A 14,963-nucleotide genomic window follows, 5' to 3' on the forward strand; every position below is an offset into this window, starting at 1 on the left:
GATAATTTATCATTATCAACTCTCGCTTTTATTTAAATTTCTGGCGGTTAATTCTGCATCTGCAAGGTTGTCTGGTGCGGTTTTTTATGAAACCCATCACGTTAATTCACTGATAACCCTCGCCCGGCCAATGTTGGCACACATCACGCATAGCTCTTCAGGTTTGCATCTTTATTGCGTACTTCAGCCATATTCTGGCACCCCGATTGCCTCCTGGAATGAGCAATTCTGGCCGTAAAAGGAAAGATGTTTTTATGAATGAATCAGCGTTAAGCCGTCGTGGACTCTCAGCGTCCTCTTCCTCACCCGTCGATGAAATCCTCCCTGTAGGGCAAATGTTCCTCTATGGTCTGCAACATGTTCTGGTGATGTACGCCGGTGCAGTTGCCGTACCGCTGGTGGTTGGTAACGCCGTGGGGTTACCGGTGGAGCAAATCATCCTGTTAATCAGCGCAGACTTATTTATCTGTGGCGCCGCCACTATCATTCAGGCGCTGGGCATCGGCCGCTGGCTGGGTTGCCGGTTGCCACTGGTTCAGGGCTGCACTTTTGCCGCGCTGGTGCCGATGATTTTAATTGGCAAAGAGTATGGTATCGGCGGGGTTTCCGGGGCGGTGATCTGCGCCGGTATTTTCACGTTGATATGCGCGCCGTGGATTAGCCGCCTGGTCCGCTTTTTTCCCAAAGTGGTGATGGGCTCCATCGTGACCTTAATTGGTCTGTCGATAATGCCGGTGGCGGGAAACTGGATTGGCGAAGGTGGCAGCGGGCAGGCGGCCTTTGGCGATCTGACATCGCTGGCCATCGCGGCGGTCACGCTTTTTATCATTCTGAACGTCTATACCTTCGGTTCCGGGATGATAAAAAATATCGCTGTGCTGATTGGTTTAGTCTCCGGCAGCTTTATCTGGTGGCTGTTTAAATCGATCGATTTTCACCTCGTTGCATCCACGTCATGGCTCAGCTTCCCGCACGTCATGCGGATGGCAAAACCCGAGTTTCATCTTATTCCTGTCGCACTGCTGTCGGTGACGATGGTGGTGGTAATGCTGGAAACCATGTCCTCGATAATGGCGACCGGGGACATCGTCGGTAAAAAAGCCAGTGCCGAAACGTTGCGTAATGGCTTAACCGCCTGCGGCCTGACCACGACTATCGCCGGGCTCTTCAACCTGTTTCCTTATGCGGCGTTCGCTCAGAACGTCGGGCTGATTGGTCTCACGGGAGTGCGTAGCCGCTTCGTCGTCGCGGTCTCCGGGCTGATTTTAATGCTGATGGGTATGTTCTCGAAAATGGCGGCACTGGTGGTGGTGATCCCCAAACCGGTGTTGGGCGGCGCGGGCGTGGTGATGTTCGGCATGGTGGTGGTGGCGGGTATTCGCACACTGGGTAGCGTCAACTACCGCGACAACAATAACGGCATGGTGGTGGCCCTGACCATTGGCCTCGGGCTGATGCCGGTGCTGGTACCACACCTCTTCGATCAGTTCCCGCCGATGCTGAAAATGTTTCTTCACAGCGGCATTACCATCGGCACGGTCATCGCCATTCTGGCAAACCTGACGCTGAACGGGAAAGGTCTGCCGTTACTCCATACGCATCAACATGACAGCCACGAACCTGACTTATTACCTTCCAGCACTGCCGCCCGGCGCGTGGCGGTCAGAACAGTACGGATGTGGTTGCTGCTGCGAAAAGTACAGAAAGATGAAAGTCAAACGAAATCAATGTAACCCGAACATCAACAACGGATAGTGAAAAGGGGAAGACTATGTGTGCCTTACGTTCAGCGTCGCAAGGACGTGTGGATGGACTCGCGAAAGTAAAAGGGACGGCAATTTACGGTGATGATATCACCCTGCCGGGCATGTTATATGGCGTATGCCGTTATGCGGATATTCCGAGCGGAAAAATTGAACAGCTCGATCTCAGCGAGTCGCTGGCGGTGGACGGGGTGGTTAAAATCGCCACCTGGCAGGATATCCCCGGTACGCCGGTCGTGGGCGTTATTGTTAAAGATTACCTGCCCATCGTAAAGGATGAGGTGGTGTTCCACGGCGATGTGATTGCGGTGGTTGCCGCCACCAGTTATGCCGCGGCCTGCGAAGCGGCAGACAAAATTCGCGTGCGTTACACACCCTATGCGCCATTAACCGATGTGGAGGCGGCGCTGGCACCCGGTGCCCGCCTTATCCATCCCGATCGTAGCGATAACATCGCCGCGCACCACCACACGATCAAAGGCAATATCGACGAGGGTTTTGCTCAGGCGAAGCATATCTTTGAGCGCGATTATGAAGTCGGTTTTCAGGAACACGCCTACATCGAACCGGAGGTTATTCTCACCTGGCTTGACCCGACTGACGGCAGTCTGATTATTTCTGGTTCGATTCAGAACCCGCACCGCGTTCGCGGTTTTGTCGCCAGATTTATGGACTGCCCGCAAAGCCAGATCAACATTAAACGTGCGGTCATGGGCGGGTCGTTTGGTGGTAAGGACGATATTATCGATCATCTTGCCTGTCGCTCGGCGCTGCTGACCCGTCTGACGGGGCGTCCGGTTAAGTTTGCCTACAACCGTGAGCAGTCGATCATCGAGAGCTGCAAGCGCCACCCTTACAAAATGAGGTACAAAGCCGGGCTGGATGATTCCGGGCGGATTGTGGCGATGAAAATCGACATTCTGGCGGACAGCGGCGGTTATGCGGCGTCGTCGCCGTTTGTCACCTGGCGTTCCTCCGTGCAGGCTGCCGGACCCTACCATATTCCCAACGTCCACATCGATGTGACGGCGGTGTATACCAATAACAGTTACACCTCCGCGATGCGCGGCTTTGGTTCGCCGCAGGTGGTCTACGCCCATGAGTCCTTCATGGATGACATCGCAGAACAGCTGAACCTGTCTCCGGTGGCGCTGCGGGAAATTAACGCTCTGCGTCAGGGCGACGCCTCGGTGACCGGGCAGGTGTTCGATAAGCACACGGTGTCCGCGCTGGAAGTACTGGCAAAAGCAACAGCTTCTTCAGAATACATGGCAAAACGTCAGCACTATCGCGAACTCAATCAGCAGGGCGGCGTTTACCGTTATGGTATCGGTCTGGCATTAAGCTATCGCGGCTGCTCCATCGGCGCGGAAGGGGTCGATACCTCCACGGCACTGATTCAGGTCAACGAAGACGGCAGCGTGAATATTTCCACCTCCGTATCGGAAAACGGGCAGGGGCTACAGACCACCATGTCGCTGATTGCGGCAGAGGCGTTTGGCATTACACTCGCGGACATCCATTTCAGCGAACCACCGACCTCAATGATCGGTGATGGCGGTTCGACGGCAGCCACGCGCGGTACAATGGTCGGTGGCGGGGCGATCCTTGACGCGGCAGAGAAAATTAAACAACGCATTCTGAATGTTACCGGCAAGAGCATAGGCACGACCGTGCTTGCCGATACTCTCTGGCAGGACGGTTTTATCATCAACAAGCATGACCAGAGTCGCCGCCTCGATTTCAAAGCGGCGGTCAATCAGACCAAATGGGCGAGCGTCAGCCTGACCGAATATGGATGGTACGTACCGCCGCCAATCCACTGGGATGAAGAAAAAGGGTGTGGCAGCCCTTATTTCACCTGGGTGTATGGTTGCCAGGTGGCGGAAGTCAGAGTGAACACCAGCACCGGAAAAACCGATCTTCTGCATGTCACCGCCGCCCATGATGTCGGGCATGTGCTGAACCCGGTCGGCTTTGAAGGCCAGGTCTGTGGTGGGGTTGCGCAAGGGTTTGGTTATGCACTGCTGGAAGATTTCAACATTGAGCACGGCCAGGTCAAATCAGAAAACTTCGACAGCTATCTGCTGCCGACCATCAAAGATATCCCACGGATTACAGTCATCGGTGTCGAAAACCCGGACATGTCCGGTCCGCTGGGCGCGAAAGGGATCGGCGAACCAGCGACAGAACTGGCTGCTGCCGCCATCAACAACGCGGTAAGTTTCGCTCTCAACACCCGTTTCAATAAGCTCCCCCTGACGCTGGAGCAGGTCATTCTCGGTTATAACCTGAAAAAGCCCGCCCGCCAGAGTGAGCTGATGATCGAGCCCGATAATAAAAAACAAGTGCTGCGCCTGACCGACGTGACAGTCAGTCGCCCGCAAAATCTGGAGGAGGCATTGACGCTACTGGCCGACGAGGGCGTCAGCGTTATCGCGGGTGGGACGGATGTTATTGTGCAGGGGCGTCTGCAGACCCGACCAATGAAGCTGGTGGATATTTCGCATCTGGAGGAACTGTCCGCCATCAGCGAAGATCCGTACAACCATGAGGTGACGATCGGCGCGGCGGTGACTTTCAACCGCATTACGGAGCATCCGTTGCTGCGCACACGCTACCCACTGTTGGTTGAAGCATGTCGCACCGTGGGTTCGCATCAAATCCGCAACCGCGCTACGATTGGCGGCAACATCGTCAACGCCGCGCCCTGCGGCGACTCCATCCCTCCCGCTATTCTCTACGATGCGCGCATTGAACTGCGATCCCGTTTTGCTGTACGCAACCTGTCATTGGGGGAGTTTTTGCTCTCAGGGTATAAGACACAGCGTCAGCCGGATGAGCTGCTGACGAAAGTTATTCTGCCGCCACCCGCCAGACCTGACGCACAGGGTTTTTATCACCAGCTTGGACGGCGCAATGCACTGAACATTACCCGTCAGAGTCTGAGCGCGCTGATGCAGTACGACGACAACGGCGTGGTGAACTACTGCCGCCTGGTGGATGGCGCGTTATTCAGCAAACCGCAGCGACTGCTGGACGTGGAATGCTGTCTGCTTGGGCATCATCTGAACAGCGAAACCATCGACAACGCCTGCGAGGTGCTGGAAAAACTGATCGATGCCGCCATTGGCAAGCGCTGGTCGGCGGCCTACAAGCGACCGGTTTTTATCAGTATGTTCCGTGACATGATGGCGGAAGTACAGATATCGCTGAGCAAATAACGTTATCACAGGAAACAGGGCGCAGGTCGCCCTGCAAAAGGGACAAAACTATGAGCACAATTAAAGTGAAGATCAACGGCAAACTGGTCGAAGCGAAAGTGGAAGGGAACATGCGGCTGTTAGATCTGGTCCGCGATACCTTCCGGCTTACCGCCACCAAAGAGGGCTGCTCTATCGGTGAATGCGGTGCCTGTACCGTGATCATGAATGGTAACGCGGTCTGCTCCTGTCTGGTGCTGGCCGCCCAGTGCGATGACGCAGAAATCACCACACTGGAAGGGTTGAACGATAATCCTGTCACGCAAAAACTGCAGACTGCCTTCGTCGAAAAAGGCGGTGTTCAGTGCGGATTTTGTACGCCCGGCGTGCTGGTCAGCGCGACGGCGTTGCTGGAGAAAACACCGCAGCCAACGGACGGGCAGCTCAAAGATGTGCTGGAAGGGAATATCTGCCGCTGCACTGGCTATCAACCAATCCTGGACTCTATCCACCATGCACTAAAATCGTAAACACAACACTTCACCCGGAGGCGCTCTCCGGGTGTTGTAACTTTGTAAAGGATGTTAAGTAAAACGGCAAACATTGACCTTGCTCATCATTCTGTACAAAAAGTAACCATACTATGAAGGTGTCAGGGGGATAACAGAGGAGGAAAAGAGCATGAGCGTTGGCAGACTGAAACGCAACATGATGAAAAAACTCATCAATGCGCGTAGTGACCTCGATGCCTATCTGCAATTGAGAAAGGCGAAGGGATACATGTCAGTCAGCGAAAATGATCATCTACGTGAAAATCTGTTTGAACTGTGTAAGGAAATGATCAACGAAATCGTACCACTCAGGAAGTCCCTGACGCGAGAAGAGCGAGACACGTTGCGTCAGGCGGGGGAGGCGGTCGCGTCCGCCGCGATTTGCCTGATGACCGGGCACCGGGATTGCCCATTATACATCACTGTTAACGTAGAGACGCTTGAACGCTGTCTTGAAACACTGACATCAAGCATCCAGAAACTGGATGCCGTATCTTCACACGCGCATGTCTGAAATCAGGGGGAGCGGGGCTCCCCCTGTCTTATGGCGCTGTGTGTTCTGCAGACTGTTTTTTCCTGCAATACATCAACGAACCGATTTTTATCATCTCGGACAGTAAAAACAGACCCACGTTAATGGCGAGCACCGAAAACCCCGTCACGGTTAAAACTATCGGAAAAATGGCGATGGAACATTTCATCGTGATGAATCGCAGAATTTCCTGAACAAAAGCAAAAGTAATTGCTGCCGTTTTTTTTCGTAAGAATAAATACGCAGAGACAAGCAATGAAACGAGCATCAGCAGTTCGCAAATAAAATAACCGATAAGCAGAGTGCCGGCGCTATCACCTCCGATAACTATGTCAATGGTAGCGATAACCTCACGGATGTCAGAAATAAAAGGGATCCTGTGTCTCGTCAGTGAAAAGAAGCAATACGACAGAAAAGCCAGAGCATCCATAATGCCCCAGAACAGAAATTGTTTATTTTTAAAATTCATAATCCCATCTGCAATTTTGTCTTGATAAACCCACAACCAGCTTAAGTTTTTGTAAAAATCCCGTCATGCCTGTTCGTGCTGGCTACCCTTATTTCAGAGTCGATTAAAGGAGCCTGCTATGCGCCTTACTGTTCCCACGCTATTACTGTCTGCGATGCTGATGGCTTCTGCACATGCCGCGGAGGTGAACGTCGAGGTGTTGCAGCGCAAACTTGATCACCCCTGGTCGCTGGCGTTTTTACCCGATAATAACGGCATGCTTATTACCCTGCGGGGCGGTCAGCTTCGTCACTGGCAGTCGGGTAAGGGACTTTCCGATCCCATTACCGGCGTGCCGCGCGTCTGGAACAACGGGCAGGGCGGGCTTTTTGATGTCGTACTGGCGCCGGACTTCGAAGCATCGCGCCGCATCTGGCTGAGTTACGCCGAGGTGGGTGACGATGGAAAAGCAGGCACTGCCGTAGGATATGGTCGCCTGAGTAACGATCTTAAACGTCTGGAAGGGTTCCAGGTGGTGTTCCGCCAGATGCCAAAACTATCCACTGGCAACCATTTTGGCGGACGACTGGTCTTTGATGGCAAAGGCTATCTGTTTATCGGCCTCGGCGAGAATAATCAGCGTCCGACAGCGCAGGATCTGGACAAGCTGCAGGGGAAAGTCGTGCGTCTGACGGATCAGGGTAAAGTACCGAAAGACAATCCCTTTGTTGGTAAAGCGGGCGTGCGGCCGGAGATCTGGTCGTACGGGATCCGTAATCCGCAGGGCATGGCGCTGAATCCGTGGAGCAACACCGTCTGGCTTAACGAGCACGGGCCGCGCGGCGGTGACGAAATTAACATCCCGGAGAAGGGCAAAAACTATGGCTGGCCGCTGGCGACGCATGGCATTAATTACAGCGGATTACCGATCCCGGAAGCGAAGGGCAAGCAGGTGGCGGGCACGGAACAGCCGCTGTTCTGGTGGGAAAAATCCCCGGCGGTGAGCGGAATGGCGTTCTACAACGCGAAGACCTTCCCGCAGTGGCAGCGGAAACTGTTTATTGGCGCCCTGAAGGACGAAGATGTGATTGTGCTGAGCGTTGACGGTAAAAAGGTTACCGAAGACGGGCGTATTCTGGGGGATCGCCAGCAGCGTATTCGTGACGTGCGCGTCGGACCCGATGGTTATCTGTATGTCTTAACCGATGAGTCCGACGGTGAATTACTGAAAGTCAGCCCGCAACGGTAATCAGGTGACCGGAATGGCGATGACGTTCTGGAAGGCCGGGCGCTCCGCCAGCTGTTTGTACCAGCGTTGCAGATGAGGGCGCGGCTGCCAGGTCTCCACCGTCTGCAGCAGGTTATACACAAAGGGGGCAATGGCGATATCGCCTGCGCCAAACGCGTCACCCGAGAGCCAGCGATGCGCCGCCAGTTCATTATCCAGCATAGCGAACAGCGGCTCGCAACTGGCGATACCCGCGTTTATCGCGGCCATATCCCGTTGTTCTGGCGGCGTTCTCACCAGCCCCATCAGGATCACACGATGCGCCGGGGAGAGCGTGCCGTTCGCCCAGTCCATCCATTTTTCACCCTGCGCGCGCTGCACCGGCGATTCCACCCACAGCGTTCCCTGACCATATTGCGCCAGCAGGTACCGCACGATGGTATTGGATTCCCACAGCACCAGGTCAGTGCTGTCATCACGGAGCAGGGGTACCAGACCATTTGGGTTCATTGCCAGAAAGTTCGCATCATGATTAATACCGAACTCCATTCCCGCCAGGATCTGATCGTAAGGTAATCCGAGTTCTTCCAGTGTCCAGCGAACTTTTTTAACGTTTGTTGAGTTGTTTCTGCCCCACAGCGTTATCATAAAAAACTCCTGCTTTTGTGATGATGCATTCAGGTGGTGATGGCCAGACATGTTGAGCGAAAGTCAGGCGGTAAGCAATCGTGATCAAAAAAAACACTGAGTTTTCGGCACGGTGGCGAGTTATTGCGTAAACTTTAAAAACTTTACCAACTCACTGTTTCTTTGAGGTCATTTCTACGTTATTACTCACCATTTGGTGCGTATTAGCGGTTTTTGGAATGGATACTTGGGTGGCTCTTATGACGCGTGATGCATTTTCTCTTCGCAGCCTGGCGGCAGGCTCCGCACTTTTACTCCTCGTTGTACCTTCTTTGCAGGCGGCGGAACAAGCGCCCGCCGCACCCACCGTTGACGCGCGAGCGTGGATCCTGATGGATTACGCCAGTGGCAAAGTGTTGACGGAAGGCAACGCCGACGAACAACTGGACCCCGCCAGTCTGACAAAAATCATGACCAGCTATGTAGTCGGTCAGGCCCTGAAGGCAGGCAAAATCAAACTCACTGACAGCGTGACGGTAGGCAGAGATGCCTGGGCGACGGGTAACCCGGCACTGCGCGGTTCGTCGGTGATGTTCCTCAAACCGGGCGATCAGGTCTCAGTGGAAGATCTGAATAAAGGGGTGATTATTCAGTCCGGTAACGACGCCAGTATCGCGATTGCTGATTACGTCGCCGGCAGCCAGGATTCGTTCGTCGGGCTGATGAACAGTTACGCGCAGAAGCTGGGGCTGACCAAAACCACCTTCAAAACCGTGCACGGCCTGGATGCGCCAGGGCAGTTCAGTACCGCCCGTGACATGGCGCTGCTGACCAAAGCGATGATCCATGACGTGCCGGAAGAGTATGCCATCCACAAAGAAAAAGAGTTCACGTTTAATAAAATCCGCCAGCCGAACCGTAACCGCCTGTTGTGGAACACCAGCCTGAATGCGGATGGCGTAAAAACCGGTACCACCGCCGGGGCGGGGTACAATCTGGTCTCCTCGGCCACGCAAGGGGATATGCGTCTGATTGCGGTGGTACTTGGCACCAAAACCGACCGAATTCGTTTTAATGAATCCGAAAAATTGCTGACGTGGGGATTCCGTTTCTTTGAAACCGTTACTCCCATTAAGCCCGACGCCACCTTTATTGAGCAGCGTGTCTGGTACGGCGACAGCAACGAGGCCAAACTCGGTGCCGGTGAAGCAGGTTCGATAACCATTCCGAAAGGTCAGCTGAAAAACCTCAAGGCCAGTTATACACTGACACAACCGCAACTGACCGCGCCGCTGAGCAAAGGGCAGGTTGTTGGCACCATTGACTTCAAACTCAACGATAAAACCATTGAACAGCGTCCACTGATTGTGATGGAAGAGGTGAAAGAGGGCGGGTTCTTCAGTCGTATCGTGGATTTCGTGCTGATGAAATTCCACGAATGGTTTGGCGGCTGGTTCTGATCATCGCGGTCAGTACAGCAGCGTAATGTTATGTGTTTTCGCCAGCGTCACCAGGTCGTCATCGGGACGGGTGTCGCTGGCAATCGTATCAAACACCTTCACATCACCCATTCTGGCCGGGCGCACTTTGCCAAATTTGCTGTGATCAACCACCAGCACGTGACGGCGTGACTGCCGCATCGCCCAGTGTTTTACCGGCAACTCTTCCAGATTAAAACAGGTTGCGCCCTGAACCGCATGCACGCCAGCGGCCGAGTAAAACGCAATATCCGGGCAGAGATGCGTGAGAGTGTCATGAACATCGAGCGGTTTGAAAATGGCGTTACTGGCGTGAAATTCGCCGCCGCAGAGAATAACCCGGCAATGTGGCTTTTCCTGTAACGCCAGAAAGGTATTCAGTGAGTAGCAGACGCCAGTGAAGGGGAGGTCATTATCGATGGCTTCAATCACCCACGGCGTGGTGGTACCGCAGTCGAAAAACGCCATCTGATGGGCTTCCAGTAACGCGGCGGCATGACGGGCGGCGCGGCGTTTTTCCTCAACCAGCCGGGATTTTTGATCGCTCAGCAGATAATGGCTGGCGCTGCGAGGTTCCAGTACAATGTAACCGCCGAGCAGTACGACCGGCCCACTGTGGCTGTTAAGATCGCGACGAATCGTCATTTCTGAAACGCCAAGCAATGCAGCCGCTTCTTTAAGGTGAAGCTTATCGCTACGCTTCAGTGCCTGAATCAGTTGACCAATCCGCTCGTCCCGCCGTGTTTCCATATGTCCCCGTCAGAGAAAACGCGCCCTGCACTGGCAGGGCGTCGTGGGCAATATTACCTGCGTGGCGGGGGTTAGTCACGCACCCAGCCTTTGCGGATGGGTACAGAAAAGCATAAACGGTAAAGCTGCTGCAGTCGCAAATAGATAACGTGTCCGACGCGTTGCCAGAGCATTTGCGCCACCAGACAGCCGATCATGCCGGTCAGCAAGCCGCCCAGCATATCCAGTGGCCAGTGCACGCCGAGGTAAATGCGCGACCATGCGATCGCGATGGCGGTGAGCATCAGGATGACGCCCGACCACAGGCGATGCCAGAACAGGAAAGCCAGGGCAAAAGTGAAGATTACCGTGCCGTGATCGCTCGGGAAAGAGTCATCCGGCGCATGGTGCAGGAAGTTGTAGCCAACGCCCTCAACAAACGGTCTGTCGTGCGGGTAGAGATGGCCGACAAGCCAGGAGAGCGTCATGCTGAATGCCAGCGCCAGCGCGATTTTGATCACCAGTTTGCGCTGCTCGCTGACCTGCGCGCATGGTCCCCATAACCAGAGCGCGACCGCCATTAACGGCACAATGCTGATCAGATCTTTCGCGATAAAAATAGCCAGTGATATTAACCATGACGGCGAAGCAGGCGTGGCGTTAATTAGCGAAAACAAGGTGTAGTTGATATTTTCCAGCATACTTTCCAGACTCATTGCAGTGGGGCAAATTATGCCGCGCCAGAGGGGTTCATACGCCTTCACCATAAAAGCGATGACCGCTGTGGTAAATTCACGTTGTCTTAGTTGTCCGCAGTTTACGAACAATCCGAGGCAAGTTGACATGTAGCGGGAAGTATATGAGTTAATACTTAAGCGAATCTTAAACGAATGAAAAAAGGTCATAATTACTGCTGTCGACCACAATGTAGTATCCCCTGGTCAGGGATTTCATTACACTTTGCGCGTTTTTTTGAATAAGAGTGGGTATGCAAAATCATTCGCTTTCCGGTAAACGTCTGGGGCGCCAGGCGTTACTGTTTCCTCTGTGTCTCGTGCTCTATGAATTCTCCACCTATATCGGCAATGACATGATCCAACCGGGCATGCTGACGGTGGTGGAGCAGTATCAGGCGGGTATCGAGTGGGTGCCGACGTCAATGACGGCCTATCTGGCAGGAGGCATGTTTTTACAGTGGCTGTTAGGGCCGCTGTCTGACCGCGTTGGTCGCCGTCCGGTGATGTTGACCGGCGTGGTGTGGTTTGTTATTACCTGCCTCGCCACGCTGCTGGCGCAAAATATTGAACAGTTCACCTTCCTGCGCTTTTTGCAGGGGATCAGCCTGTGCTTTATCGGTGCGGTAGGGTACGCCGCGATACAGGAGTCGTTTGAGGAGGCGGTGTGCATTAAAATCACCGCCCTGATGGCGAACGTCGCGTTGATTGCGCCGCTATTGGGGCCACTGGTGGGGGCTGCGTGGGTTCATGTTGCGCCGTGGGAGACGATGTTTGTGCTCTTCGCGTTGCTGGCGGCAATCGCTTTCGTTGGCTTGCAGCGGGCGATGCCGGAAACCGCGACACGACTCGGTGAAAAACTCTCGCTGAAGGATCTGGGGCAGGATTATGGCGCGGTGCTGAAAAACCGCCGCTTTGCCGCCGGATCGCTGGCGATAGGGTTTGTCAGTCTGCCGTTGCTGGCATGGATTGCTCAGTCGCCGATCATTATTATTAGCGGCGAGAAGGCCAGCGCCTATGAATATGGGTTGTTGCAGGTGCCGATTTTCGGCGCGCTGATTATCGGTAATCTGGTGCTGGCGCGGCTGACGTCGCGTCGTACTGTGCGGGCGTTGATCCTGATGGGTGTCGCACCGATCATGGTCGGGCTGGTGCTGGCGGCGGCCGCGACAGTGGTCTCCGGTCATGCTTATCTGTGGATGACCGCCGGGCTCAGTCTTTACGCATTTGGCATTGGCATCGCGAACGCCGGTCTGGTACGTCTGACGCTATTTGCCAGTGATATCAGCAAAGGCACGGTTTCCGCGGCGATGGGCATGCTGCAGATGCTGATTTTCACCGTCGGCATTGAAGCCAGCAAATATGCTTACCTGTGGGGCGGCAACGGTCTGTTCAGCGTCTTCAATCTGCTGAACGGCGTGCTGTGGCTGGCGCTGACGGTCTACTTTCTGAAAGATAAAACCGTCGGCGCCTCACGTGAGGGGTGATGTTTAACGAAACGGCGCGTCCTGATTGAGCGCTTTTTCGATAATTTCCAGCACCCCTTCATCATTGTTATTCGGCGCTTCGAAACAGGCGACCGCTTTCACTGCGGGTGAGGCGTTCGCCATCGCAAATCCGTACCCCGCCTGCCGCAGCATTTCGAGATCATTACCGCTGTCGCCAAACGCCAGCACGTCTTTATCCTCAATGCCCCATTGCGCCTGCAACAGCCGCAGACCGTTGGCTTTATGAATGCCAGGGATGATCAGATCAATGCTGCCGTGGCCGGTGGTGACCGCGGTCATGATATCGCCCAGCTCTTCATGCAGAAGCGCCTGCATTTCAGGCACCAGACTGTCGTCAATGTTCAGACCGAACTTGAGGAAGGTGTCGTCGATGTTGTTGAAGTCGTCCACGCGCTCCAGCCGATGGTAATAGCGTGCCGCCATGGTGACGAACGCGTCATCATACTTGCGCAGGGTATAAGCGCTATTTTTACCGCAGGCGATGATCTCAAATTCCGATCGTGTTTGCAGATAGCGCACCACCTTATCAAAATGAGATTTTGGCAGATCACTGTTGTAAACATCTTCTCCGGCATTCACCACCCAGCCACCGTTTTCGGCAACAAACGCAATCTCTGCGGCAATTTCAGGGAAAAAGGATTTCAGCTGGTAATACTGGTTGCCGCTGGCGACCACAAAACGAATGCCTTGCTGCTTCATGCGCTGGTACTGCTGCAGAAATCGCGCACGGTTATAGGTTTTTGCGTCGTTCAGAAAGGTGCCGTCCATATCGACCGCAATCAGTTTTACGCTCATCAATTTTTCTCCATGACAGGTTCAGCATCAGGTTTCGCCACCGCACGCGCCACCAGCGCGGCAATCAACACCAGCATCAGGACCACCAGCATGGCGCTGCGCAGGCCGTAGTGTTCACCGAGGAAGCCGAGCAGCGGCGGGCCGACCAGAAACGCCAGATACCCGGTGGTCGCCACCACGCTGACGCGCGTCGGGGCATCCGGGCCGGTGTCGCTGGCGGCGGAAATGGTGAGCGGGAAGCCCAGTGAGGCACCGAGCCCCCAGAGCACCACCGAAACCCCGGCGACCCAGGCGCTGTCGACGAAAATAATCAATGCAATGCCCAGCGCGCCCATCATGGCGCTGGCGCGGACCACTGCCACACGGCTGTAGCGGTCAATAAACCAGCCGCCGGTGAAGCGCCCGACCGTCATGCCGAGCGTAAAGCCCGCGTAAATCAGGGAGCCAGAGGTGGGGCTGAAACCGTGACCGTCCACCATCAGCAGCGGTAGCCAGTCATTGGCGGAGCCTTCGGCAAACGCCATCGCCAGCACCACCACGCCGATCAGCATTAGTTGAATATCGCGATAAAATGGCACGCCTTTTTGCTGCTGGTGCGCCTCTTCTGCAGAATTACGCCCGGTGCCGTCCGGGATCGCCTTGATGGCGATGACAATCGGTGCGATGCCCGCCAGCCCGGCCAGTAAAATATGGATGCTCGCCGGAACGCCAAACCCGGTCACCATCATGCCGATCCCGGCGCCGACCAGAGTGCCGAAACTGTAAAAGCCGTGCATCATCGGCAGTACGGTTTTATTCATTTCCCGCTCAACGGTAGCGCCTTCAACGTTAATCGCCACTTCCGCGGCGCCAAAGCTGCCGCCAAAAACGCACAGACCGAGAGCGAATACCAGTGGCGAGGAGAGCCATAGCGCAACGCTCAGAACAATAATGCCCAGCACGGCGCAGGACATGGTGGCGCGAATAACGTTTCGCGTACCGTAACGTTTGACCAGCCATGCAGAACAGAGGATACCGCTCATTGACCCGACAGAAAGACCAAACAGCACGACGCCCATTTCTGCCGTGGAAACAGATAACACGTCGCGAATTGCCGGTGTGCGGGTAGCCCAGGAGGCCATCAATAAGCCAGGAAGGAAAAACAAAGTAAACAGTGCCCACATGCGTAACCGCAGGGCTTTGCGAGAGTGTTCTGTCGTCATCCCATAACGCCTGATAAAAGTGATACCTGACACAGTAGCAGAAAGCGGGCAGGACTGTCGTGGGTTCGGAAGGGGAAAAAAACAATATGTAAATTAAATGTAAACAATAGGCTAATCTGTTTTGAAATGTAACTATTCAAAAAATGAAAAAGTGTTTGATAAAAT

At 54.4% G+C, this 14,963-nt stretch carries 12 protein-coding genes and 1 pseudogene; 7 read left to right on the plus strand and 6 right to left on the minus strand.

All coding sequences use genetic code 11. The features are described from left to right. Positions 1 to 254 precede the first annotated feature (254 nt). The 4 genes from GTGU_RS17480 (at position 255) to GTGU_RS17495 (ending at position 6,031) form a co-directional block, all read left to right on the plus strand. Positions 255 to 1,733, plus strand: coding sequence for a nucleobase:cation symporter-2 family protein (locus GTGU_RS17480; RefSeq protein WP_038159944.1), 1,479 nt, complete (start codon positions 255 to 257; stop codon positions 1,731 to 1,733). 38 nt (positions 1,734 to 1,771) lie between these two features. Beyond that, complete coding sequence (locus tag GTGU_RS17485; protein ID WP_038159945.1) at positions 1,772 to 4,987, plus strand: molybdopterin cofactor-binding domain-containing protein; 3,216 nt, start codon at positions 1,772 to 1,774, stop codon at positions 4,985 to 4,987. Positions 4,988 to 5,037: 50 nt separating this feature from the next. Next, positions 5,038 to 5,496, plus strand: a complete 459-nt coding sequence (locus GTGU_RS17490; protein ID WP_038159953.1) for a (2Fe-2S)-binding protein — start codon at positions 5,038 to 5,040, stop codon at positions 5,494 to 5,496. 151 nt (positions 5,497 to 5,647) lie between these two features. Then, a complete protein-coding gene (locus GTGU_RS17495) occupies positions 5,648 to 6,031 on the plus strand; it encodes a biofilm formation regulator BssR (RefSeq protein ID WP_038159955.1) in 384 nt (127 codons plus the stop codon). Positions 6,032 to 6,059: 28 nt separating this feature from the next. Here GTGU_RS17495 and GTGU_RS17500 read toward each other — a convergent pair whose 3' ends face one another. Continuing rightward, positions 6,060 to 6,518, minus strand: coding sequence for a hypothetical protein (locus tag GTGU_RS17500; protein ID WP_038160175.1), 459 nt, complete (start codon positions 6,516 to 6,518; stop codon positions 6,060 to 6,062). A 154-nt stretch (positions 6,519 to 6,672) separates the two neighbouring features. Here GTGU_RS17500 and GTGU_RS17505 point away from each other — a divergent pair, with 154 nt between their 5' ends. After that, positions 6,673 to 7,746, plus strand: a complete 1,074-nt coding sequence (locus GTGU_RS17505) for a PQQ-dependent sugar dehydrogenase (RefSeq protein WP_425427485.1) — start codon at positions 6,673 to 6,675, stop codon at positions 7,744 to 7,746. On the opposite strand, the gene GTGU_RS17510 is transcribed toward GTGU_RS17505, so the two are convergent. After that, a complete protein-coding gene (locus GTGU_RS17510; protein WP_038159959.1) occupies positions 7,747 to 8,373 on the minus strand; it encodes a glutathione S-transferase family protein in 627 nt (208 codons plus the stop codon). 239 nt (positions 8,374 to 8,612) lie between these two features. On the opposite strand from GTGU_RS17510, the gene dacC reads away from it, so the two are divergent. After that, positions 8,613 to 9,812, plus strand: coding sequence for a serine-type D-Ala-D-Ala carboxypeptidase (dacC, locus tag GTGU_RS17515; RefSeq protein WP_038159962.1), 1,200 nt, complete (start codon positions 8,613 to 8,615; stop codon positions 9,810 to 9,812). A gap of 9 nt (positions 9,813 to 9,821) precedes the next feature. Here the strand turns inward: dacC and deoR are convergent, their stop codons facing one another. Both deoR and ybjG read right to left on the minus strand, forming a co-directional pair. Continuing rightward, a complete protein-coding gene (gene deoR, locus GTGU_RS17520; protein ID WP_038159969.1) occupies positions 9,822 to 10,580 on the minus strand; it encodes a DNA-binding transcriptional repressor DeoR in 759 nt (252 codons plus the stop codon). A gap of 71 nt (positions 10,581 to 10,651) precedes the next feature. Beyond that, entirely contained in the window at positions 10,652 to 11,260 is a 609-nt protein-coding gene (gene ybjG, locus GTGU_RS17525) for an undecaprenyl-diphosphate phosphatase (RefSeq protein WP_038159972.1), read from the minus strand. Between the two features lie 287 nt (positions 11,261 to 11,547). Between ybjG and GTGU_RS17530 the strand changes: the two genes are divergently transcribed. Then, positions 11,548 to 12,780 (plus strand): MFS transporter, encoded by a 1,233-nt coding sequence (locus GTGU_RS17530; RefSeq protein ID WP_038159974.1) that lies wholly within the window; start codon positions 11,548 to 11,550, stop codon positions 12,778 to 12,780. A gap of 3 nt (positions 12,781 to 12,783) precedes the next feature. Here GTGU_RS17530 and GTGU_RS17535 read toward each other — a convergent pair whose 3' ends face one another. Then, a complete protein-coding gene (locus GTGU_RS17535) occupies positions 12,784 to 13,596 on the minus strand; it encodes a Cof-type HAD-IIB family hydrolase (RefSeq protein ID WP_038159976.1) in 813 nt (270 codons plus the stop codon). Further along, positions 13,596 to 14,870, minus strand: a pseudogene (locus GTGU_RS17540) (MFS transporter); the annotation flags it as partial. The gene GTGU_RS17535 and the pseudogene GTGU_RS17540, both read right to left, overlap by 1 nt. Between the last annotated feature and the right edge of the window lie 93 nt (positions 14,871 to 14,963).

It is taken from the genome of Trabulsiella guamensis ATCC 49490, from assembly GCF_000734965.1.
Classification (GTDB): Bacteria; Pseudomonadota; Gammaproteobacteria; order Enterobacterales; family Enterobacteriaceae; genus Trabulsiella; species Trabulsiella guamensis.